This is a genomic window from Streptomyces sp. WZ-12, assembly GCF_028898845.1.
In the GTDB taxonomy this organism is placed as follows: domain Bacteria; phylum Actinomycetota; class Actinomycetes; order Streptomycetales; family Streptomycetaceae; genus Streptomyces.
In genome coordinates this window covers 9,107,161-9,130,994 of record NZ_CP118574.1, presented here as the reverse complement: position 1 = coordinate 9,130,994, position 23,834 = coordinate 9,107,161, and the positions used below count along the sequence as shown (strand labels likewise).

9 protein-coding genes (1 of these 9 running past the window's edge) are annotated in these 23,834 nt (G+C 73.9%); all 9 read right to left on the bottom strand.

The genetic code is table 11. The features are described from left to right. Nucleotide 1: 1 nt before the first annotated feature. Tightly spaced (at most 16 nt apart), the 9 genes in view from PV796_RS39895 to PV796_RS39855 form a layout consistent with a single transcriptional unit that may run on beyond the window. Nucleotides 2–1,285, bottom strand: a complete 1,284-nt coding sequence (locus PV796_RS39895; protein WP_274918770.1) for a hypothetical protein — start codon at nt 1,283–1,285, stop codon at nt 2–4. Then, on the bottom strand, nt 1,282–2,328 hold the full coding sequence (locus PV796_RS39890; protein ID WP_274918769.1) for a TauD/TfdA family dioxygenase: 1,047 nt from the start codon (nt 2,326–2,328) through the stop codon (nt 1,282–1,284). The genes PV796_RS39895 and PV796_RS39890 overlap by 4 nt, the downstream gene beginning before the upstream one ends. Then, nucleotides 2,325–4,961 (bottom strand): AMP-binding protein, encoded by a 2,637-nt coding sequence (locus PV796_RS39885; protein ID WP_274918767.1) that lies wholly within the window; start codon nt 4,959–4,961, stop codon nt 2,325–2,327. The genes PV796_RS39890 and PV796_RS39885 overlap by 4 nt, the downstream gene beginning before the upstream one ends. Then, on the bottom strand, nt 4,958–12,817 hold the full coding sequence (locus tag PV796_RS39880; protein WP_274918766.1) for a non-ribosomal peptide synthetase: 7,860 nt from the start codon (nt 12,815–12,817) through the stop codon (nt 4,958–4,960). The genes PV796_RS39885 and PV796_RS39880 overlap by 4 nt, the downstream gene beginning before the upstream one ends. A 16-nt stretch (nt 12,818–12,833) precedes the next feature. Continuing rightward, nucleotides 12,834–14,735 carry an asparagine synthase (glutamine-hydrolyzing) gene (gene asnB / locus PV796_RS39875; RefSeq protein ID WP_274918765.1) on the bottom strand — a complete coding sequence of 634 codons (1,902 nt, stop codon included), beginning with the start codon at nt 14,733–14,735 and terminating at the stop codon, nt 12,834–12,836. Nucleotides 14,736–14,740: 5 nt separating this feature from the next. Then, the gene (locus PV796_RS39870; RefSeq protein ID WP_274918764.1) at nt 14,741–16,447 is read right to left on the bottom strand and encodes an aspartyl/asparaginyl beta-hydroxylase domain-containing protein; all 1,707 of its coding nucleotides are present in this window, start codon (nt 16,445–16,447) and stop codon (nt 14,741–14,743) included. Further along, a complete protein-coding gene (locus tag PV796_RS39865) occupies nt 16,444–17,433 on the bottom strand; it encodes an NAD-dependent epimerase/dehydratase family protein (RefSeq protein WP_274918763.1) in 990 nt (329 codons plus the stop codon). Before PV796_RS39865 ends, PV796_RS39870 begins: the two co-directional genes overlap by 4 nt. Then, nucleotides 17,430–19,214, bottom strand: coding sequence for a condensation domain-containing protein (locus PV796_RS39860; protein WP_274918762.1), 1,785 nt, complete (start codon nt 19,212–19,214; stop codon nt 17,430–17,432). The genes PV796_RS39865 and PV796_RS39860 overlap by 4 nt, the downstream gene beginning before the upstream one ends. After that, nucleotides 19,201–23,834, bottom strand: partial view of a non-ribosomal peptide synthetase gene (locus PV796_RS39855; RefSeq protein ID WP_274918761.1) — the 3' portion only. The gene runs 3,574 nt beyond the window's last position; 4,634 of the gene's 8,208 nt are visible here — the last part of the coding sequence; its start codon lies off the right edge, out of view — the gene reads right to left on this strand; it ends in the stop codon at nt 19,201–19,203. Before PV796_RS39855 ends, PV796_RS39860 begins: the two co-directional genes overlap by 14 nt.

The window sequence follows — 23,834 nt, the reverse complement described above, 5'->3', positions numbered from 1 at the left end:
CTCATCGTTGGCTGGGGACCGGCAGTGGTGCCGCCGGGTCGGTGCTGACCCGGTCGATCAACCATCCGAGCTGGTCGAGCAGTTGGACCGCGGCGGCTGCGGTGAAGTCGGGCTGGACGTAGTCGAGGACGAGCACCATGTCGTCGTCGAGTTCGCCGATGTGGACGTCGAGCAACGCGCCGTCGGTCGGCGCGGCGCCCGATTGGCCCGCGTGGCTGAGCAGTTCGGCCTCCCTGAAGAGCTCGACCGAGGGGCCGCCGGCCGGTGCCCGCTCGTTCTTGGTGCGGGCGCTGCGCGGCGGGTTCCGGCAGAAGTGCACGGTGACGTCCCAGAGCGCGGCGGTGTGCGGCGTGCGCAGCGCACCGGTGCGCACGCCGTGGTCCAGTAGGCGCGGGTAGGGCAGGTAGTGCACCACCGAGTCCAGGAAGCCCGCTTGGGTCCGCCGCATGACCTCGGAGAAGGCCGGGCTGTGCAGGCCGTCGAGGTCGACGCGGAAGGCCAGTCGGTCGGTGAACGGGCCGAGGACCTGGCCGAGTTCGTAGCGGTCCCGCAGGTCGAACTCGCAGCAGAAGCCGGTGCTCGGCCTGCCCTGTGCGCGCAGGCACCAGGCCAGCAGGGCGACGACCGCGAGCGAGCCGCTGGCGCCCAGGGGGCCGCTGCCGCCGGTCAGCGTCGCCCAGCGCTGCGCGTCGATGCGCAGGCGCGCGGTGTGGAGTACCCGGCGGTGGGTCGACCGGGGGTCGTGCACGGGGGTCGCGTAGCGCGGGAACTCCCTGCTCCACCAGCGCCGTCGGGCCTCGTCCGCGGTGGGTCTGCCGACCGGGTCGAAGCCGGCCAGCTCGGTGGGGTCACGGTAGGCCGCGGCCCGGAACCGGCCGAAGTACGCCTGGAGCACCGCCCCGAGCGCCATGTACAGGGAGCGCGCGTCGAGCGCGTCCCGCGGCGCGACCAGGCCGAGTACGTGCCGGCGTTCGGCGAGGGGCACCCAGTGGAACCGGTTCGGCGGTCCGCCGTCGCGGTCCACCGGACGGTCGCGCTCGGCCCTGAGCAGCGCCACGCAGCAGGTCGCGGGATCGCCCGGCCCGAGAGCGTCCGCGGCGTGCCGGCGCAGGTCGGGGGCGAAGCCGGCGAACGGCGGCGCGGCGGCCACCGTGCGCACCGCGGCGGCCAGTCGGTCGGTGTCCAGCTCGCCGTCCGTCTGGAGTGCCCGGACGTGCCGTCCCGTCCCGGTTTCCAGGAGCGCGCCGAGGGACGGGGGGATGCGCTCGGGCCGTCGTGCCCTCATCGGACCACCTCGGCCCGCGCCGCGTCCCAGGACAGTGGACCGGTCATGGCGACCGCTACCAGGCGGTCGCCGGTGTAGGGTTCCCGGCCGTGCGCGGCCAGCAGGTTGTCCACCAGGAGCAGGTCGCCGGCCTGCCACGGCACCGCGGTCCGCTCGGCCGCATAGGCCGCCCGGAGGTGATCGAGCACCCCGTCCGGGATCGGTTCGCCGTCTCCGTAGTAGGAGTTGACCGGCAGGTCCGCCTCGGCGAACTGGGCCCGGACCGCCGCGCGGACCTCCGCCGGCAGGCTGCTGACGTGGAAGAAGACCGCGTGGTTGAACCACACCCGGGCACCGGTGCCGGGGTGCACGGCGAGGGCGGGCCGCACCTGGACGGTCCGCAGGCGGTCGCCGCCGACCCATTCGACCTCGATGTCCCGTTCCCGGCAGTGCCGTTCGACCCGTGCGCGCTGGTCGGTCTGGAACGCCTCGCGCCAGCCCACTCCCAGACCGGTCCCGAAGTTGCGGACGTAGCGCACCCCGCGCTCGGCGAATTCGGCGCGCACGTCGGGCCGGATCCGGCCGAGCACCCTTCTGGCGTCCGCCAGCGGGGTTGCGCCGCCGGTCGCCGCCGGGCGCAGGCAGCAGAACACCAGGCACTGCGGGAACTCCCGTTGGTAGGAGTTCTCGTGGTGCATCGCGATCGGCTGGTCGGCGGGGTGGTCGGTGGCGGTGTAGACCCGGTCGCCGAGTTCGGTCCGCGGCGAGGACCGTTCCAGGTAGGGGCTCGGGTCGCCGGCCAGTGCGCGCAGCGCCGTGCCGAAGCGCTCCAGGTCGACACCGAAGCCCCGGAAGAGCACCGCGCCGTGCTCGTCCAGCCAGGTGCGCACCCGCTGCGTCGAGTGGGCGGCCCAATGTGCCAGGTCGACGCCCGGTTCCCCGGCGAGCACCCGCAGCGGCAGGGTCGCACCGGCCGGTGGTCCGACCGCCCGCACCCAGTCCTTAGGGTGGGAGGACACCCGGCGCCGCTGACCGGGTCGGGGACCGCCGGTGCCCGCCGTCATGTCCGTGGGCCTTCCTGCCGCGCGGTGCGGCCCGGCCGGTCGACGGGGTCGGGGGTCCGACGGCGGCCCGGCCGGTCGGCGCTGACGTCCGGGGTGCCGCCGAGCAGGGCGTGCACGAACCGGTCGTGGGGACGGAGCCGTAGCGGTGCGCGCAGCGCGTCGGGGTCCAGCGTGCCGATCGGGCAGAGGCCGAGGCCGGTGTCCGCCGCGACCATCATCAGGAGCTGGGTCATCGCTCCCGCCTCGAACACCGAGAAGTCCCAGGCCAGTTCGCCGTAGAGCGGGGTGATGGCGTCCATTCTGGCAATCAGGTAGAGGACGAACGCCGACTGGTGCAGCGCCGGCTGATTGATCTCGGCGTGTGCGGTGGCCGGCACGCGGTGGCCGGTGTGGACGGGAACGAGTTCGGCGCGGGCGGGGTGGAGGTAGTAGGTTCCCGCGTCCAGGTCCGTCACCCGGCCCGGTGCGACGTCGACGTAGACGCCCAGTGGGTAGGCGCTGCCGGCCGAGGGGTACCAGTACTTGGCCTCTCCCTCGTACTGGCTCCGGCGCACGGCGCCGAGCAGGGCCGCGAGTGCGGCGAAGGCGACGGGGGCGGGCGCGAACCGCCGGTGGCTGCGGCGCCCGGTGATCCGTGGATCCGCCGCGCCGCCGAGGGCGGTCCCGGCGACCTCGTCGTACTCCTGTCGGATGCCGCGGTGGGTGTCCTTGAACGCCTGGCGCGCCACCAGGTCGACGAGCAATTCCCCTTCGTCGGCTTCGTCGGCGGATGGTTCGGCGTCCGGCTCGCGCGCGGACGGTGCGGCGTCCGTGGTGAGATGCGGGCCGACCAGCACCGCGATCGAGGGGAACCGCAGCAGTTCCTCGACCGCGACGTCGATCCCCAGCTCCTCCTCGATCACGGTGGCCAGCCGCACCAGCTCCACCGACGTGGCGCCCAGGTCGATCAGGTTCGTCTCCGGGTCGATCTCGTCCAACGCGAGGACCCGGCAGGCGATTTCGGTGGCCGAGGCCAGCAGTGCCCGGTCGTCCGCCGCCACCGGTGGCCGGTCGGCGACGGGTGCGGGCGTCGTCTCTCCGATCGTGGCGAGCCGGTCGCGGTCCACCCTGCCGTCGGGGGTGAGGGGGAAGGCGTCCAGGATCTCGATCCTGCTGGGCAGCAGGTACGGAGAGACCTTGCGGCGCAGGTGGTCGAGCAGGTCCTGTCCGGTGCGGCTCGTCCCGGGCGCGAGCCGGACGAAGCCGAGCGCGCTCTCGCCGGCCACCGTGACCACCGCGGCGGCCCGCACCCCGTCCGTCGAGGCCAGCGCCACTTCCGTGTCGTGCAGATGGAGTCGCCTGCCGTGCACGAGGAGCTGTGCCGAGGCGTGTCCGACGGTCTCCACCGTGCCCGTCGGGAGCACCCGGCCGAACGAGGCGGTGGGCAGCAGGCGTTCGCCGGACTCCGGATGGGCGGGCCACCTGTCGGTGGCGGTGGCGGACCGGTGCCGCGCGCAGTCCGCGGCCAGGCCGCCGTAGTGCACCTGCCCGGTGACCCAGAGCGGGCAGATCCCGCCGTTGTCGGCCAGCACGTGGAGGCGTTGGTTGCGCAGCGGACCGCCGATCGGCGCCGCGGCCATCTCCGCTTCCGCGTCGGAGAGTTGGCAGCAGGCGACCCAGGCGCCGTGCTCCTCGGCGGCGGAGAGGTTGGCGACGACGAGCTCCGGGCCGGAGAGTTGGCGCAGGCGCCCGAGCAGGGCACCGGTCAGCAGCTCCCCGCCCAGCAGTACCAGCCGCAGCGGCTCGGGCAGCCGCTCGCCCCGGCGCTCCACCTGGGTGAGCAGCAGTTCCAGCAGGGTCGGCGTGGAGTTCCACACGGTGATCCGCTCCCGGGCCAGCAGATCGAGCCAGGCGGTGGGCTCCCGCAGGTCGATGTCCTCGCCGAAGACCAGCGCGGCGCCGGTGAGCAGACCGAGGCAACTCTCCCTGATTCCCGGCCCGGAGGCGATCGGGGTGAGGGCCAGGATCCGGTCGTCCGGTCCGAGCCCGAACCGGTCGCCAAGATCGGCCGTCATGTTGAGCAGTTCCCGGTGGCTCATCGCCGCCCCGGCGTCGCCGTCGGGGAGTACCACCGCGGGGTCCCGCTGGTCGCGGGGCGGCGGGTCGGCGGGAGCCGCCGCCGGCACCCGGTCGAGCGCCGTCGTGGCGGTCCCCTCCGGCCAGCTCAGCCGGTCCAGCAACCAGGACTGCGAGACGCACGCCGAGATCCCGCCGCGGTCGAGCTGCCGCCAGCGGGAGAGCTGTGGTCGGCCGGGGTCCACGGGCACCGGTACCGCGCCCGCGCGCAGGATGCCGAGCAGGCCGGTCAGTTGGTCGGCGCCCGGCTCGACGCACAGGGCCACCCGGTCCCCCGCCCGCACCGCCTGCCGGCCCAGTGCCGCGGCGACGCCGTCGGCGGCGGCGAGCAGCGCGGCCCTGGTCCGCCGGTGGCCGGGGCCGAGCGCGGCGAGCGCGTCGCCCCGTTCGGCCGCCAGTGCCGCGACCGCCTGGTCCACGGTGCCCGGCGGGATCGGCCCGGTCACCTCGTTCATGCGCAGCAGCAGTGTCCGCTGCTCGGCGGGAAGCACCGAGAAGCCTTCCCCGACCATGCTCATGCTGGGTCGCCTCCAGATTCCACGGCTGCCGCCGCGAGGTTCGCGAGTACCGTCTCGAACGCGTTGAACATGCTCTGCACCAGGCCGGGCGGGAACGCCGCGGCGACGAAGTCCCAGGTGCAGACGAGCCTTCCGGCCTGCTCGCCGACCTGGTGGTCGAGCAGCACCTGGGGGGTCTGGCTCACCGCGTACACCGTCCGGGCCCGCCAGGCGGGCACCTGCGCGGCCGGCAGCGCGCCGTCCGAGAGGAGGGTGCTGGTGAACACCACGGGCATCGCCGAGTCGTCGCGCCGGCGCGGGTCCTTGCCGCGCAGCATGCGCAGCACCTCCACCCCGGTGACGGTGCGGTGGTCCAGGTCCCGCCAGAGCTGGTCCTGGAGGCGTTTCGCCCTCGCCGGGAACGAGGATTCGCCGGAGCCGTCGACGGCCAGCAGTGTCGTGGCCGTGAAGTCGCCGACCAGGGCGTCCACGTCCGGATGGAGCGGCAGCCGGTTGAAGGTGGTGACGTTGAGGGTGAACCGCGGGCTGTCGCTCCAGGCCGCGAGCACCTCGCAGAACGCGGCGCACAGCGTCGCGGACGGGGTGAGGTCGGCCGCGGCCGACCAGGTGCGCACCGCCTGCCAGGCCGCCGGGGCGAGTTCGGTGTGCAGGCGGTGGAACGTGGCGCCGGTCAGCTCGGTCGGCCGCCGCAGCAGTGGCAGGCCGGGGGCGGGCGGCAGTTCGGCGAGCCGGTCGGCCCAGTAGCGCTGCGCCCGGCGGTGGCGGGGACCGCTCTTGAGCCCCTCGACCGCCAGCACGTAGTCGCGGAAAGTGCAGCCGAGCGGGGGCAGTTCGGCCGCCGGGTCGTGGTAGAGGGTGAGCAGCTCACCGGTGAGGATGCGGGTGCTGTGCGCGTCGGCGATCAGCAGGTCGACGCTGATGTGCAGTCGGGTGGTGGTGGCGTCGAGACGGCTGGCGCGCAGCTCGAACAGCGGCCACTCCTCGGGCGGCCTGACCTGGTGGGACAGGGTGCTGCGGAGCTCGGCGAGCCGGTGTGCCGCGGCGTCGGGTGACAGGTCGCGCAGATCCGGTGCGTCGAGCCGGTAGGTGGGGACGGTGGCCAGGACCTGCTGACGGCCGTCGCGCCGGACGACGGTCCGCAGTGCGTCGTGCCGCTGGATCAGCAGGCGGAGGGCGCGTTCGAGCCGGGGGACGTCGAGGTCGTCGACGTCGAGTTCCAGGTAGCTGTGAGTGGCGACACCGCCGAGCCCGAAGCCGGCCCGGCGGCCGAGCCAGTACGCCTGCTGGATGTCGGTGAGGGGGAACGGCTCGCTCCGCGCTTCCGGTTGGGCCGTCAGCGCGGCCGGCGGGCCCGGCTCGGGGCCGCTGTCCGCCCGCGCCTCCGCCACGGCCTCGGCCAGCGCCGCGAGCGTCGGGTTGGTGAACAGCCTGGCGAGCTGGATGCGCACGCCCCATTCCTGCTGGAGTGCGGCGATCAGCCGGATGGCCTCCAGTGAGGTGCCGCCGAGCGCGAAGAAGCTGTCCTGCGGCCGCACTCTCGGCACGGCGAGGAGTTCCGTCCAGATGTCGGCCAGTTCGGTCAGCAGCCGGTCGTGACGCCGGGGGTCCACCGCGGCCCGCATCCGCCTCATCCGCCCTTCCCTGGCCGGCAGTTGTGCGTGCAGCGCGGCGCGGTCGACCTTGCCGTTGCCGGTCAGCGGGATCCGGTCGAGTGGGTGGAACGCGGTGGGAACCAGGTACCCGGGCAGCACCGCACCGAGCCGGGTCCGCAGCGCGGCGGGTTCCTGGTGGGAGTCGGGCTCGGCGACGAAGAAGGCGACCAGTCGCCGTTCCGTCCCCGGTTCCCCGACCGCGATCACGGCGGCCGCCCGCACCCCCGGAAGCCGTTGCAGCGCCGACTCGACCTCGCCGAGCTCGACCCGGAAGCCGTTGATCTTCACCTGGCCGTCCTCCCGGCCGAGGAACTCCAGGTTCCCGTCGGGCAGATGGCGGGCCAGGTCACCGGTCCGGTACAGGCGCTCGCCGGTCACCGGGTCGTGCGGGAACCGGTACCGGGTCTGTTCCTCGTCGCGCCAGTACCCCAGCGCGACGCCGGCACCGCCGATGTACAGCTCGCCGGCCACCCAGTCGGGGCGCGGTCGCAACCGGTCGTCGAGCACCCGGATCGACTGGTGGGCCATGGGCACGCCGTAAGGGATGCTGCGCCAGGACGGGTCGACCTCGCCGATGGGGTACCAGACCGACCAGATGGACCCCTCCGTCGCACCGCCGAGGCTCATCAGCCGGGCTCCGGGGGCCAGTTCGCGGAGCCGGTCGGGCAGGGCGACCGGGATCCAGTCGCCGCTGAGCAGTACCAGGCGCAGCGTGCCGAGCGCGGTCGGCGCCAGCTTTCCGGCGTACTCGGCCAGGACCTCCGCCAGCGCGGGCACCGAGTTCCAGAGCGTGACCCGTTCCCGGGCGACCAACTCGGCCCAGTGCGCCGGATCGCGCCGCTTGTCCGGCGCGGGCAGGACGACCGTGCCCCCGGCGGACAGCAGGCCGAAGAGGTCGTAGACGGCGAGGTCGAAGCTGAGGGAGGAGACCGCCAGGACGCGGTCGTGGCGGCCGACTTCGAACCGCCGGTTGACCGCGTCGATGGTGTTCGCCGCGCCGCGGTGGTCGATCATCACGCCCTTGGGCGTTCCGGTCGAGCCGGAGGTGAAGACGACGTAGGCCAGGTCGGCGGGGTCGGTGTGCACTCGTGGCGGACCGTCCGAGCGGTCGAGGTCGGTCGGCCGGTCGACGGCGAGCGCCCGTACTCCGGCCGGGCGCGGCAGCCGGTCCGCCAGCGCCCGTTGGGTGAGCACGGTCCGCAGTTCGCCACGCGCCATCAGGTGCCGCAGGCGGGCGTCGGGCAGTTCGGGGTCCAGCGGCAGGAAGGCCATCCCGGCCGCCAGCACGCCGAGCGCGGCGACCACCTGTTGCCAGCCCTTGTCGGTGGCGATGCCGACCAGCGCGTGGGGGCGGTCGCCGGTGGCCAGCAGGGTGTTGGCGACCCGGCGGGCCCGTTCGGCCAACTCCCGGTAGGTCATCCTGATCTCGCCGTCGATCAGCGCGAGGTCCGCGGGCCGTGCCGCCGCGTGGGCGAACACCGGTTCATGCAGACAGTGCGGTCGGGGGGCGGTGGTGTCGGCGGCCGTGAGCGCCGACCTGACGGCCTGCTGCGCGGTGGGGAGCCAGGGTTCCGGTCGGCCGGTCCAGTGGGCGGGGTCGGCCACGAGGTCGGCCAGGAGTCGGCGGTAGGCGTCGAACATCCCGTCCAGCACGCCGGGGTGGAACAGTTCGTCGACCGCGTCCCAGTTGAAGACGAGGTCGCCGTCGCGCTCGGCGACCTGGTGGTCCAGATGCACCTGCGGGGTCTGGGTGATGCCGTAGCCGAGTTCGCCCAGCGGGGCGGGTTCGGCCTGCGCCGCGTCGGAGGCGGTGGCCAGCGGCAGGTTCGAGGTGAACACCACCGGGGTCAGCAGTTGCGGTGGGCGGCCCCGTTGCCGGGCCCATTCCCGCATCACCTGGACCCCGCTGAACCGGGCGTGGTCCAGGTCGGCCCAGAGCAGCCGGTGCAGCGCGCCGGCGCGGTCCGCGAAGGGCGCTGTGGTGCGGTGGTCGACTTCGAGCACGGACAACGACGTGAAGTCGCCGACGATCAGGTCGACTTCGGGGTGTACCGGTTCCCGCTGGAACACGGTGAGCATCAGGCTGTAGTGCGGGCGCCGGCTCCATCGGGTCACGATCTCGGCGAAGGCGGCCAGGAGGACGGCGGACGGCGTCAGGCCGAACTCGGCGGCCCGCGCCTTGAGCGCTGTCCAGTCCGCCCGGTCCAGCGTCCCGGAACGGCGGACGAAGTGCGGTGCGCCGATGCTCTCCGGCGCGGTGGCCAGGGGCAGTTCGGGGCCCTCCGGCAGGTCGGCGAGGCGGTTGCGCCAGTACGTCCGGGCATCGTGGTACTCCGGCTGCGCGCGGCGGCGTTCGGCGGCCAGCACATAGTCCCGGAAGGTCAGTTCCAGCGGCGGGTACCCGCGCTGCCGGCCGGTGTAGCGGTCGGTCAGTTCGGTCATCACCAGCCCGAAGCTGTGGGCGTCGCAGATGAGGGCGTCGATGCTGAGGTGCACCAGGGTGTCCCCGTCGGGCAGCAGGGAGGCCCGGACGTCGAACAGCGGCCACCGGTCGGCGGGGAGCAACTGGTGGGAGAGTTCGGTCCGCCAGGCCGCCAGTCGCGCGGTCCGGTCCGGCGCGGTCTCCCGTCGCAGGTCCTGGACGGCGATGCGGTAGGGGGGCACCGGGTCCAGCACCCGCTGCGTGCCGTTGTCCGCCAGCACGGCGCGCAGCATCGGATGACGGTCGATCACCGCCCGCAGTGCGGCCTGGAAGCGGTCGAGGTCCAGTCCGGTCGCGGTCAGTTCCAGGTAGGCGTGGGTGGAGACGCGTCCGAGGACCAGGTCTGCGTCCCGGCCGACGAGGTAGGCCCGTTGGATGTCGGTCAGCGGGAACGGGGCGTACTGCGCCGCCGGGTCGGGGGTCGGCCGCCCCGAGACCTCCGGTGCGTCCTGCTGTCCGGCCGCCGCGTCGAGCCGGGCGGCCAGGGCGCGGGCCGTCGGCGCCGCGACGAGGTCGCGCAACCCCACCGGGGTGCCGAGCCGCTCGCGCAGTACCGCCGCGACCCGCGCCGCGAGCAGCGAATTGCCGCCCAGCAGGAAGAAGTCGTCGGCCGGGCCGGGCCGGCGGGCCGGCAGCAACGCGGCGAAGACGTCCAGCACGACGGCCTCGGTCGGCCCGGTGTCCGGTCCGGTCCACCGCTCCGCCGCCGGTGCCGGGTGCGGCCGCAGCGCGCGCAGTCGTCGTCGATCGACCTTGCCGCTGGCGTTCAGCGGCAGTTCCGCGATCAGCTCCACGGTGGCCGGCACGGCGTAGGCGGGAAGCCGGTTGCGCAGGAATCCGGTCACGTCGTGCGGCGGCCGCTCCTGGTCGGCGGCGACGGCGTACGCGGCGAGCAGGGGCTCGCCGATGCCGTCGGGGCGGGTGACGACCGCGGCGGCGCGGATTCCGGGGTGCCGCAGGAGGGCGCGTTCGACCTCGGCCGGCTCGACCCGGTGGCCCCGGATCTGCACTTGGGAGTCCAGCCTGCCGAGGTACTCCAGGTTCCCGTCGGCGCGGCGGCGCACCGCGTCGCCCGTACGGAACCAGCGTTGCCCCGGCCTGCCGCCGGGCACCGGTCCGAACCGGTCGGCGGTCTCCTGGGGGCGCCCGTGGTAGCCGAGGGCCAACCCGGCCCCGCCGACGTGGAGTTCGCCGAACCCCAGCGTCGGCGCGGGCAGGCCGGCCGGGGTCAGTTCTCGGGTGGCCACACCGTCGATGGCCCGGCCGATCGGGATCGCCGCCGGATTGCCGCCGGGGCGCACCTCGAACGCGGTGGCGTCCGCGGCGACCTCGGCGCAACCGTAGAGGTTGAGCAGCCGGCGGCCGGGCAGGCGCCGGTGGAACCGTTCGGCCAGGTCGGCGCCGAGCGCTTCGCCGCTGCTGACCCAGGTGTGCAGGTCCGGTAGGTACAGGTCCGGTTGGTCGTCGAGCAGGATGCGCAGCAGGGTCGGCACCACCACGAGCCGGGTCACCCGGTGCGTGCGGAGCCTGCCGACCAACCGCTCGGGGTCGGCGGTGTCCTGGGCTCCGAGCAATACCAGCGGCACGCCGGACAGCAGCGGGCCGAAGGTCTCCGCCACCGCGTCGACGAAGCCGGGGGACGTCCTGGCCGCCCAGGCTTCCGCGCCGGTGGCGGGGTGGGTCCGCCGCATCCACCGCACCCGGTTGAGCACCCCGCGGTGGGTGCCGAGGACGCCCTTGGGCGGGCCGGTCGAACCGGAGGTGTAGATCAGGTAGGCGACCGACTCCCGGTGGACGGGGCGGTTCGGGCGGTGTGCCGGGAACCCGTCGACCGGGTCGCCGGGGTCGTCGACCGCGATCAGGGGACTGTCCATCGTGGCGCAGCGGGGCAGCAGTGCGGTGGTGGTGAGTACGCACCGGGGCCGGGCGTCGGCGGCGATCTCGGCGAGCCGTTGGGCGGGCTGGTCCGGGTCCAACGCCACATAGGCGGCCCCGGCCTTGAGCACCCCGAGCACGGCGAGCACCGAGTCCAGGGAGCGGGGCAGGCAGCAGGCGACCCGGTCGCCGTCCGCCACTCCCCGTGCCCGCAGCTTGCTGGCCAGTTGGTTGGCCCTGTGGTCCAGTGCGCGGTAGGTGACCGCGCGCCCGCCGTCGACCACCGCGACCGCGTCCGGGGCGTGGTCGACCCGGCGTTCGAAGGCCGCGGGCACGCTGTCGGTCCGCCCGGCGGCCGGCGGAGGTGCGGGCTGGACGGCGACCGGTGGGGCCAGCAGTTGGGCGGCGGTCCGGTCGGGGTGGTGTGCGCAGCCGGCCAGCACGGCGTGCAGTTGCTCGGCGAGGAGCGCGATGGTGGGTGCGGTGAACAGGTCCAGGTCGTACTGGCAGGAGATCCTGATCCCGTTGGCCTGTTCCCAGATCTCGACCAGCAGGTCGAACTGCGCCGACCCCAGCTCGATGTCCGGCTGTTCGGCCGCCAGACCCGGCAACTCCAGGGTCGGATGGGCCTGTTGGGCGACGCACAGCACCCTGATCGGGGTGTCGCCCCCGCCGTCGGCCCGGTGTAGCTCCAGCAGGTGCTCGTAGGGCATTTCCTGGTGGGCGAGGCTCTCCAGGGTGGATGTGCGCGTCGCCGCCCAGAGTTCGTGGAAGCCCTGCCCGTCCTCGATCCGCAGCCGCAGCGGCACGACATTGACGAAGTAGCCGATGAGCCGGTCGAACTCCGGCCTGGTGCGGCCGGAGACGAGGGTGCCGACGACGAGGTCGCGCTGCCCTGTCCACCCGTGCAGCACCACCGACAGGGCGGTCAGCACCAGCAGGAACAGGGAGCCGCCGGTTTCCCGTCGCAGTGCGTCCAGGCGGTCGGCCAGCTCCGGACCGATCAGGAGGCTGTGGTTGGCGCCGGTGCCGCGCCCGGTGGCCGGTCGCGGATGGTCCAACGGCAGCTCGGTGTAGGGCAGGTCGGCGAGCCGGTCGCGCCAGAAGCCGGTCAGCTCGGCGGCTTCCGGTCCGGTGAGCCGGGTGCGTTGCCAGGCGGCGTAGTCGTGGTAGCCGAGCGCGGGGAACGGCAGGCGGACCGGCTGCCCTGCGGTGAGGTCCTGGTAGCAGTCCGAAAGGGCCTGGGCCAGCACGCCGTTGGACCAGCCGTCGGTGACCGCGTGGTGGAGGGTGAGCAGGACGAGGTGGTCTGCGGGGCCCAGCCGGAACAGCACCGTGCGCAGCAGCGGTCCGTGGCGCAGGTCGAAGGGGCGGCGGACCTGTGTCCGCAGCAGTGCGTCGAGTCGCGCGTCCCGGTCGTCGGTTCCGGCCGGGTGGGAGAGGTCGACCAGCAGGAGCGGCACCGTGGCCCTGGTGGCGACCGAGCACACCAGGGTCCCGTCCTCGGCCTGGTACAGGCTGGTGCGCAGGGCCTCCTGGCGTCGGACGACGGCGTTGAGTGCCGACCGCAGGGCGACCGGGTTGAGCGGGCCGCGCAGCCGGACCGCGGTGGCGTAGGTGTAGGCGGCCGGCGCCAGTTCGTTGAGCAGCCACATCCGTTCCTGGCCGAAGGAGGGCCGGACCGTCTCGGCCGCGGGCGCCGGGGCGGCCGTGGCCGGACCCTCGGAGAGGGTCCGCTCGAACACTGCCCGGGCTTGGGGGGACAGCGCGGCGATCCGCCGTCGCAGCTCCGCCGCCTCCGTCTCCGCCAGCCCGGCGAGGATCGACTCCAGTGCCGGTTCCGTCATGGCCGTCCCCCCTTCGTCATCCGGTCACCTCGCCGGCGGTCATGCCGAACTCGGCGGTGAGCACGCTCGTCGCCACCACGAGCTGCACCAGGCGTTCGCTGCCGGCCCGTTGGTCGACCGGGCGGGCCAGGAGTGCGTCGAGCAGCCGGCGCACCGCCGCCGGGTGGTAGAAGGGGTTGTCCCGCAGGGCCGGCCCCGCGCACAGCTCCCGTACCGTCGCCAGTAGCCCGTCGTCGCGGACGAGCGGCGGGGCGAAGAAGCCGCGTTTTCCGCCCGCACGCACCTCCTCGGGCAACCGGTCGTGGACCGCGGCGCGCAGGACGTACTTGGTGGTGTCCGCGCGGGTGTACCAGGACAGCGGCGCGGTCCGGGCGGTGGCGAACAGGTGGTGGTCGAAGAACGGCAGCCTGACCTCGACGCCGTGCGCGGCGTCCAGCCGTTCGGCGCCCAGGATGTAGTTGGGCAGCCAGCTCTTGGCGAACAGGTACAGCGACTGGTGCAGCGGAGCGCGCCCGGCCAGTTGGTGGCGGGACTGGTCCAGCAGGGGTGTGCAGGCGTCCGTGCCGGCCAGCACCTCGGCGAACTCCGGGCGCAGCAGGGCGCGCGACGGTGCCAGTACGGCGAAGTGCCGTTGGGTGAGCCAGCTCGGCAGGAAGCCGAGCCGGTCGAGCGCGCTGCGCAGGTGCGGCGGAGCGCCGAACTCGACCAGCTTGCGGTACCCGGCGCGGGCTCGGTCCCCGGCCTCCGGGGACCGGCTCAGCGCGAGGTCCTGTTGGAACTGCGGGTACCCGGCGAACAGTTCGTCCCCGCCCTCCCCCGCCAGCGCGGCCTTGAAGCCGTGGGCGCTGATCGCCGCGCTGTGCAGGTATCTGGCGACGCCGTGCGCGTTCTCCTGCACCATTTCGCCGGCCCGGAGCGTGGCGGCCAGGTTCTCGGCGAAGTCCGCGGGGGTGAGCTCGATCCGGTGGTTGGGCACGCCGAGCCGGGCGGCGGTCCGTGCCGCGACCGGGCTCTCGTCGAGCGCGGTGTCGGCGAAGGCGACGGTGAACGTGGTGAGCGCGCGGTGGTCGGCGGCGCTGGCGACCACCGCCGAGGAGTCCACACCCCCGCTGAGGTGGCAGGCCAACGGGACGTCGGCGATCGTCCGCAGCCGCACGGCCTCGTCCAGCCCGGACCGCACCTGCGCCAGATGCCCGGTGAGCGCGGTCGGCGCGTCGTGCTCGGCCGCGGTCAGCTCTTCGGCCGTCGGATAGTCGAGGTCCCAGTACCGGTGGAGGGTGACCCCGTCCTCGCCGGCCAACAGATAGCAGCCGGGCGGTACTTGGCGGATGCCGGCGAACAGCGTCCGGTCCGGTGGGAGGGCCATCTGGAGGTGGGCGGCATAGGCCGTCAGGTCCCAACGGGCCGCGAGGCCGCAGGCGAGGAGGGCCTTGATCTCGGAGGCGAGGTAGAGCCTGCCGCCGTGTTCGGCGTAGTAGAGCGGCTTGACGCCGAACCGGTCGCGCGCCGCGAACAGTTCCTTCCGGCGGCCGTCCCACAGCGCGAAGGCGAACTCGCCCCGCAGTGTCCGCAGGGCCCGGTGGCCGTCCCTGAGGTAGAGCCGCAGCGCGATCTCGCTGTCGCCCCGGGTGCGGCAGGGGTGTCCGGTGCCGGCCAACTCGGTGCGGATGCGCTGGTAGTCGTAGAACTCACCGTTGGCGACGAGCCGGGTCCGGCTCGGCTCGTCGCCGAGCGGCTGGGCGCTGCCCTCCGGGTCGACCACGGCGAGCCGGGTGTGCCCCAGCACCGCCCGCCCGTCCGACGAGCACCAGACCCCGGAGCCGTCGGGGCCCCTCGGGCGCAGCACCGTCATCGCCGCGGTCGCCGCGTCCGTCGACAGTCCCGCGTCGCGGGCGAAGATCCCGATGATGCCGCACATGCCGCTCACCGGTCCGGGTGCGGGACGCGGAAGGCGAGCACGGCGTTCGGGCCGTGGCCTTGGTGCCAGCGCTGCCGTTCGAGGCCGTCGTCGAAGATCAGGCAGCCGCCGCTCGGCCAGGTCCCGGTCCGCTCCCCGACTCTGATCCCGCTGCCGGCCGCGACGATCAGGCCGAACTCGACCCGTAGATACGCGTTGCTCGGTCCGCAGCTCGCCGGTTCGCGGGTCGGGGGGTGGTGGAGCAGCAGCTCGACGGTCGCCCCGGGGAACAGCAGCGCTTCGGGGATCTTGTCCAGGACGCCGCGCAGGACCGGCAGCGCCTCGGCCGGCGGGGTCCAGGTGCCGTCGCGGTACAGCTCGATGCGGGCGGTCCCGGCCCCCTGGCCGCCTTCCGGGCGCAGTCGACCACCGTCCGGTGCGGCGCGCAACTCCCTTACGATCGCCTCGTGTTGGGCCGTGAGTTGGGCGGTGAACCAGAAGTCGGCCGGGTCGTAGTCCGTGTGCACCGGCAGCTCCCGGTGGAACTCCGCCGGGCGGTGCAGTGCCGTGGCCCACAGGCCCTGACGGACCGCGAGCTCGGCGCAGTCGGCCGCGGCGCGGGGCTGCCCGCCCGCGTGCAGCGCGTCGATGAGCGCCCGGTAGTGCCGCCGGGCGCGGCCGGCCAGCGGTTCGGCCAGTGGTTCGGGCGGCTCCTTAGCGCGCCGGTCGCCGTGCCCGCCGCGCGCTGTGCGGGCGGCGAGCTTGTCCACCTCCGCCACCCGCCGGTGCTCGGTGCGGAGGAACAGGGCGTGGTCGGCGATCGACTTGCCCCGGGTCATGCGGTGCCGCTGGTAGGTGTCGTCGAACGGCGCCTTGTAGTCCTGGTAGTGCCGGTGCTCGACGAAGACCTTGGGCACCGGGTAGAGCCTGCCGAGCCGTTGGGCGAGGTCGAAGACCCACTTCTCGACCTCCCACTGTTGGAAGATCGTCGGCACGAAATAGCCGAGGGTCTCGTACCAGGACCTGCTGACGATCGGGAAGTCGCAGCCGCCCTCCGGGTACTGGGCGGCGTCGAAGTAGAGGCACAGCACGTCGTCCCCGTGCAGTTCGGCGAGTTCCCCGGCCCGGCGGTCCAGCGCGACGTCCCAGCCGTAGTCCACGTAGAGCTGGTCGTCGTTGGCCATCAACAGGAAGTCGCCGCCGGCGTGTTCGGCCAGTTGGTTCCAGGCCGCCGCGACCCCGATCGGCGGCCCGACGTGCAGGGCGCACCGGCCGATCGCCCCGTAGCGCCAGCGCGCCCGGTCGAACAGCTCGCGGTACTGGGACAGCGCGGGATCGTCCTCGTCGACGTAGCAGAGCACCTCGATCCGTCCCGGTGCGGCGGCGGTCCGCTGGACGCTGCGCAGGAACGCGTTCAGGTTGTCCACGCGGTTCCTGGTCGGGCAGAGCAGGGAGAGCGGGCGCGGTGTGGTGGTGACCGCCGCGGCACGCAGGGGGAACGCCGCCTTGCTCCACAGCCGGCGTGGTTCCAGCCGCAGGGCGTAGGCCAGCTTCTGCCGGAACAGCAGGCTGCCGTTGACCGCGTCGACGATCCAGCCGCGCCGGTGGTGTTGGTCCCGCAGCAGGTCGGTGACCAGGTCCTGGAGCCTGCCGTCCCGGTAGCGGCTGTGGTGTCCCAGGAGCAGCCTGCCGAGGTCGTGGGCGACGTCGAGCGCCTTCCGGTCCGCCGTCACCGCTGGGCCTCCTCTCCGGTGCGGGCCGCGGCGACCTGCTCCTCGATCCAGCGGTAGGTGCGGCGCAGTCCGTCGTCGAGGGGGGTGGGCGGCTGCCAGCCGAGCAGGTGCCGGCACAGGGTGTTGTCGGAGACGCGGCCCAGCGGTCCGACGGGTTTGTCGGGCCGGTAACACGGAACGATCTCCTTTCCCGCGAGGGCGGAGATCCGGCCGACCAGTTCCGCGATGCTGATCCGCTCCTCGGAGCCGATGTTCACCGGTTGGTCGACGGTCGACCCGGCGAGCCGGAGCAGGCCCGTGACGCAGTCGTCGATGTAGCAGTAGGACCTGGTCTGGGTACCGTCGCCCCACACCTCGATCTCGCCGGAACCGCCCGGCACGGCGGCCACCTTGCCGCACAGCATGGACAGGGATTTGGCCCGCAGCCCGGAGTAGGCGCCCAGCGGGCCGTAGATGGCGTGCAGCCGGGCGACCTTGATGTCCATGGCGTAGGTCCGGCGGAAGGTGTCGCACAGGATCTCGGTGGTGAGCTTCTCCCAGCCGTACTCCATGTCCGGGTCGGCCGGGAACACCCGGCTCTCCCGGAGGGGCGCGCTGTCGGGCCTGCGCTGGAGGGAGTTGGGGTAGACGCAGGCGGAGGACGTGTAGACGACGGTTCCGACCGCCGCCTTGCGGCACGCCTCGATGGTGTTGACCGAGATCAGCAGGTTGTCCCGCAGGATCTCGGCCGGGGCCGCGTGCGTCCACCCGATACCGCCCATGTTGGCGGCCAGCGCGAACACCTGGTCCGCACCGGCCACCGCCGCCGCGCACTGGGCGGGCTCGCGAAGATCGGCGAGCACGAACTCGTCGGCCCTGCTGGGCTCGTACTCGGGCACCCGCACGTCCACCCCGCGTACCCGCACCGACGGTTGGCGGGTCTTCAGCGCGTGGACCAGGTGCGTCCCCACGAAGCCTCCGGCTCCGGTCACCACGACCAGTGTCACGCTCGCTCCTCGTCGATCGCTCGGCGTCGTGCCGCCCTCAGGTCGCGGCCCGCTCTGTCCCGGTCGGCCCGGCGTTCCCGTTCGAGGTGCTGTTCGCGCTGCCGGGTGAGCGCCGTGCGCGGACCGGACAGCGGTTGGGTTGGGTCCGCGACGCAGGCGGCGAGGCAGGCCGTCAGCGCGGCGAGCATGGCCCGCACGTGGGAGGCGGGGAGCCGGGCCGGATCGTGCCGGGCGAGCAGCCGCAGTTCTTCGCCCGGCGCGATTTCCAGCACCAGCGGATAGCCCTCGTCGACCACGGTGTGCACTTCCCCGACGCGCAGTCCGCCCGCGGCGCTCCGGCCCACGGCGGTGGGGAAGTTCTCGATCACCACGATCGTGTCGAACAGGCTGGCGCCCCAACCCAGCCCGATGCCACGGGCGATGCGACTCAGCGGGACGTGGCCGCGCTCCCGCATTCCGGCCAGCCGGTGCTGCAACTCGTGTAGCCAGGGCAGGACCTCGCCGTCCGGCGCGCAGTCCACCCGGAGCGGCACCGTGTTGATGAGCAGGCCGACCAGCTCGGTCGCGCCGGGCAGACCGGGCGGGCGGCCGGAGACGGTGACGCCGAAGACGACGTCCGTGCGTGCGCACCACTCGGCGAGCAGCAGCGCCCACCCCCCGTAGAGCACGGTGCTCGGGGTGAGCCCGTTGCGGCGGCAGAACGCGTCGAGCTCGGCGGCGAGGGTGCGGGACGCGGTCAGCGTGACCTCGCCGCGCCGGGCGGCGACCACTTGGCCGTTGACGCAGCCCGGTCCCGCGATCCGGGTCGCGGTCGCCAGCCCGGCGAGCTGTTCGGCCCAGAACCCCTCGTCGGCGGCGTGGTCCCGGCTCCGGGTCCAGTCCACGTAGTCGGACATGGCCGGCCGCTGCGGCAGTTGGGGCCGTTCGCCCGCCGTCAGGGCCCGGTAGCAGTCGAGGAAGTCGGCGAAGACCAGTTGTTGGGACCAGCCGTCGAGGATCAGGTGGTGGTGGGTCCACACGCAGCGGTGCGTGGTGTCGGACTCGCGGAGCAGGGTCAGCCGGAGCAGCGGTGCGCTGCCCAGGTCGAAGCCGCGCGCGCGGTCCCGGTCGAGGAGCGCGGTCAGGGCGGCGGCCCGGTCCGCCTCGTCGCGGTCCCGCCAGTCGAGGTGGTCGATGGTCAACTCCACTTCGGGGGCGACCACTTGGCGGGCCTGCGTCCGTTCGCGCCAGTCGAAGGACACCCGCAGTGCCGGGTTCGCGGACACCACCGCCTGCCAGGCCGCCCGGAACGCGGCCGGGTCGAGCGGTCCGGTCAGCAGGCAGCAGACCTGCACCAGGTACGCGCCCGGGCTGCTGCCGCCGACCGAGTGGTACAGCATGCCCTCCTGCATCGGGCTGAGCGGGTACGCGTCGGGGGCGGGCGGCCGCGGCCGTGTGGGGTCGGGCGCCTCCCGCGTCGCCCGCTGCGCGACGGCCCGTACGGTCGTCAGGTCGAACAGGTCCTGGGCGGTGATCCGCAGTCCGGCCAGCTCCAGCTTGGCCACGATCACGATGGCGTGCACCGAGTCCCCGCCCAGGGCGAAGTAGTCGTCGTCGATCCCGATGCGGTCCAGTTCCAGCACCTCCTGCCAGATCGCGGCGACGGTCCGCTCGGCCTCGGTCCGGGGCCCGGTCGACCGTGCGGGGTCGTGGCCGTCGTCGGCGTCCTCGGCCAACCACCGGGCCAGCAGCTCCCGTTTGGTCGCGGACAGCCGTGCCACGCGCGCATCAGGTTCGGACATCGCTACCTCCGGCTTCGTCCCGGGTGCCCGGCGGGCGACCGGCCTTCCGCAGCAGCAGGGCCGCCTCCTGCTCGGTCAGTGACTCCAGCCGTTCGACGAGTTGGTCGCGTCGGTCGCGTGGCGCGGCCAGCGCCGCGTAGTCGATCTTGCCGTTCCGGGTCAGCGGCAGGTCGGCACGGCGCAGGATCTCGACGGGGACCAGGCGGCCGGGCAGTCGGGCGGCGAGCCAGCCCTGCAACTGCCGGGCCTCGGACGGCAGTTCGCGGCGACCCGGTCGTTGCGCCGGGGACCAGTAGGCGACCAGCCGCGAGCCGCCGGCCGGCGTCGCGCGCAACAGGACCGCGGCCCGGGCGACGGCCGGGTGCGCGGCGAGCGCCTGCTCGATCTCGCCGAGCTCCACCCGGAAGCCGCGGATCTTGACCTGCCGGTCGGTGCGCCCGTGGAACAGCAACGCGCCGTCGGCCAGCCGGCGCACCACGTCTCCGGTGCGGTAGCGACGTGCGCCGCGGCGCTCCGGGTCCGGGACGAAGACCCCGGCGGTCTCCGCGGGCCGGCCGAGATAGCCCCTGGTGACGCCGAAGCCGCCGATCGCCAGCTCCCCCGGCGCGCCGGTCGGGGCGGGCACGCCGTCCACCAGCACCACGGCCGAAGTGCCCGTGATCGGGCCGCCGATCGGCACCGGTCCGGCACCGGGCTCCGCCACCGGCTGGACGCAGCAGCCGACGACGGTCTCGGTCGGCCCGTACTCGTTGAACACCACGGCGTCCGGGGCGACTTCGCGCACCGCGGCGACCTGCGCGGCGTCCAACTGCTCGCCGCCGACCACCGCGGTGATGCCGCTGAGTGCGCGCCGCTGCGCGGCCAGTTGTGCCGTCAGCGCGGACAGGTGGGAGGGGGTGACCTTCAGCAGGGTGTGGCGTCCGACGGCCAGCGCCGCGCCCAGCCGGGTCGGGTCCGTACCGGGCACCAGGTGCGCCGTCCCCCCGGCCGCCAGCGGCGCGAGCAGCGCGGTCACGCTCAGGTCGAAGGCCAGGGAGGAGTGCACGGGCGAACAGGTGCGCTCGGTGATCCCGTACGCGGGCAGGCACCAGCGCAGGTAGTTGGCCAGGCCCTGGTGCGGGACGCCGACCAGCTTCGGCGGCCCGGTGGAGCCCGAGGTGGCCAGCACGCAGACCAGGTGTTCCGGGCGCAGGTCGGGGCGGCGCAGCCGGGCCGGCGCGCCGCGGCCGACGGCGTCGGTGCACAGCAACGCGCTCGGGTCGACGCCGGCGGGGGCGGCCGTCGCGGGCGGCAGCACCAGGAGCGCCGCGCCCGCACCGGCGAGCAGTGCGGGGATCTGGTGCGGTGGGGTTTCGGGATCGAGGGGCAGATAGGCCGCTCCGGCGCGGAGGACGGCCAGCAGGCCGACGATGCTGTCGATGCTGCGGTCCGCCCACAGCCCGACGACGGCCTCCGGTCCGGCCGAGCGTGCCTGGAGCATTCCGGCGAGCCGACCGGCCCGCTGCCACAGCGAGCGGTAGCTGATCTGCCGGCCGCCTTCGAGCAGCGCGATCCGGTCCGCGCACCGACCTGCCGCGTCCTCGATCAGGGCGAGCACCGAAGTCACCGGCGGGGGCGGGAGTTCGGCCGGGGGCGCGGGGGGCGGCGCGCCGTCCCCGGCCGCGGAACGGTGCGGCGCCCGCGCGGCGGCCTCCAGCGCGGTACGAAACCAGTCCGCGATCTCCGCGGCCCGCTCGGCGGCGCCCCCGACCGGGTCGACCTCCAACAGCAGGCGCAACCGGCCGGACGCCGCGTCGACGTTGAAGTGGGCGGTCAGCGGCACGTACGTCTGGTCGGGCGCCTGGAGGTCGGATACCACGAGGTCGTCCGGCGCGGACAGTTGGCCGTAGAGGTGGAAGTGGGTGAAGACGAACAGCGTGTCGAACAGCCGGCTCGCGCCGAACTCCCGGTTCAACGCGACCAGTGGGTAGCGCCGATAGGGCGAGACCCTCGTCTCGGCCGCGTAGGCCGCGAGCGCCAGCTGCGCCCAGCTCGCCCCGGCCGGGACCGCGGCGCGCAGCGGCAGGATGTTGTTGAACACGCCGACCACCCGGTCGCCGTCCGGGCGTTCGGGTCTGCCGTTGGTCTCCAGGCCGGTGACCAGGTCGGTGCGGCCGGTCAGCAACCGGACGATCCGCAGGTGCACGCCGAGCAGGACGTGCTTGAGCCCGACCCCGAGCTCGGCGGCGAGCCCGATGAGAGCGTCCCGCACCGCGTCGTCGAGCTCCACGATGGTGCGCTGCTGGTACACCGGCCCCTGTGCCGGCGGTCGTTGGTGTGTTCCTCGGGGCAGCGTGCAGGGTGCGGCGCCGCGCAGCTCCGCCGCCCAGAAGGCGCGGTGCTCCGGTGAGCGGATGGCGGCGCGTTCCAGTGCGACGAAGTCCGCGTACCCGGTGCGGAGTACGGCCGGGGCGGGCGGGCGGCCCCGCAGTGCGGCCCGGTACGCGGCGAGCAGCCCGGTGAGCACCAGTGCGGTGCACCAGCCGTCGAGCGCGAAGCTGCTGACGGTCAGCCGGAAGCCGGTGCCGTGGTCGTGCGCGGTGAACCGCACCAGCGGCCCGCGGTCGAGGTCGAAGTGCCGCTTGCGCTCGCTGAGCAGCCACGCCCCGAAGCTCTTGTCGCGGGCGGGATCGCAGCGCTGGTCGAGCACCTCGACGGGCGGCCGCGGGACGGTCTGCGGCACGAGTTGTACCGGCTCGGCACGGCCGGTGAGGTCGAAGTAGGAGCGCAGGTAGGGGTGTTGGGCCAGGGTGTGGGCGACGGCCTGTTCCAGTGCGGCCGGGTCGAGGGGGGCCGCCACCGCGATGCTGGTCACGTACACCTCGTAGCCGGGGTCGTCGCTCCGGTGGACCAGCAGGGCCTGCTGGGCCATCGAGACCGGGTAGGCGTCGGCCAGTCCCGGCCGGCCGGCCAGCGCCGGGCACAGGCCGAACGGTGGCACCGTCTTCCCGCTCGACTCGGGCTCCTGCGGGGCAGTCTCCCGCCGGGAGTCGAGATACGCCGCCAGCTCCGCGACGCTGGGGTGGGCCAGCAGCTCGGTGACGGTGAAGCCGTATCCCGCCGCCCTCGCCGAAGCGACGATCCGGATCGCCAGGATCGAGTCGCCGCCGAGGGTGAAGAAATCGGTGTGCACGTCGATCCCCGTCCCGCCGAGGTGCCCCTCCCACAGGGCCGCCAAGGCCCGTTCGGTCGGGGTGAGTTCGACGGTGGGCACCGGGGTGGTCGACCGTTCCCGGTCGGGGTCCTCCTCCGGTGCGGGTAGGGTCCGTCGGTCCAGCTTGCCGCTCGCGGTGACCGGCAATGCCTCGACCGCCACGAGATCCGTCGGCACCAGGTGGCCGGGCACCGAACGGCGCAGCCGGTCGCGCAGCACGGCGGGGGGCGGGGCGTCCGGTCCGGTGACATAGCCGGTCAGTCTGCCGTCGCGCACGAGGGCGACGGCGTCGGTCACGCCGGGCAACGCCCTCAACAGTTCGGCGACCTCGCCGAGTTCGACCCGCATTCCGGCGATCTTCACCTGCTGGTCGGTCCGGCCGAGGAAGACGAGCGCGCCGTCGGGACGGCGCCGGGCCCGGTCACCGGTGCGGTAGATCCGGCTCCCCGGACCCCCGTGAGGAGCGGGCAGGAACGCCGCCGCGGTCTGCTCCGGCCGTCGGAGGTAGCCGGTGGCCAGCCCGTCCCCGCCGATGAACAGCTCGCCGGTCGCCGGCACCGGCACCGGGCGGAGCCGGTCGTCGAGCACCCGGACCGAGGTGTTGCTGATCGGCCGCCCGATCGGGACCGGTCCCGTGTCGGACGGTGCGCACTGCCAGGCCGTGACGTCGACGGAAGCCTCGGTCGGGCCGTAGAGGTTGTGCAACTGCGCGGCGAACAGCTCGAAGAACCGCTCCCTGGCGGTGGCCGGCAGCGCCTCGCCGCTGCACAGCACCCGGCGCAGCGGCGAGCGCCCGGTGGCGGTGCGCGCCGCCTCGGACAGGAACGGGGCGAACATGCTCGGCACGAAATGGACGGCGGTGATCCGGGCCCGTTCGATGAGCCGCACCAGTTCCAGCGGGTCCCGGTGCGCACCGGGCGCGGCGAGCACCACGGTGCCGCCGGCGATCAGCGGCCAGCACAGCTCCCACCAGGAGACGTCGAAACCCACGGACGTCTTGTGCAGCACCCGCTCCCCGACGCCGAGTTGGTACTCCTCCTGCATCCACGCCAGCCGGTTGACGATGCCGCGGTGCGGCACCAGCACCCCCTTCGGCGCTCCGGTGGAACCCGAGGTGTAGAGCAGGTAGGCGGGCTGCTCGGGGTGGACGCGCGCCGCATACGGGCACTCCGGCCGTGCGGCGAGCAGCGCCGTGGTGAGCAGTACCCGGGCGGGCAGGGTCGCGGTGCGGTGCCACAAGGGCTCCTCGGTCAGCAGGAACCTGGCACCGCTGTCGGCCAGCATCGCGGCGTGCCGGGGCGGTGGGTCCGCCGGGTCCAACGGCAGTACGGCGCACCCGGCGTTCAGCACGGCGAGGTAGCCGATCGGCAGTTCGCGGCCGCGCCGATGCAGTACGGCGACGGGTTCGCCGGGCGCCGCGCCGGCCG

Coding starts and splice junctions, on each gene's coding strand:
- PV796_RS39890 (WP_274918769.1), bottom strand. CDS start 2,328: ATGACGGCGGGCACCGGCGGTCCCCGACCCGGTCAGCGGCGCCGGGTG.
- PV796_RS39885 (WP_274918767.1), bottom strand. CDS start 4,961: ATGAGCATGGTCGGGGAAGGCTTCTCGGTGCTTCCCGCCGAGCAGCGG.
- PV796_RS39880 (WP_274918766.1), bottom strand. CDS start 12,817: ATGACGGAACCGGCACTGGAGTCGATCCTCGCCGGGCTGGCGGAGACG.
- PV796_RS39895 (WP_274918770.1), bottom strand. CDS start 1,285: ATGAGGGCACGACGGCCCGAGCGCATCCCCCCGTCCCTCGGCGCGCTC.
- PV796_RS39860 (WP_274918762.1), bottom strand. CDS start 19,214: ATGTCCGAACCTGATGCGCGCGTGGCACGGCTGTCCGCGACCAAACGG.
- asnB (WP_274918765.1), bottom strand. CDS start 14,735: ATGTGCGGCATCATCGGGATCTTCGCCCGCGACGCGGGACTGTCGACG.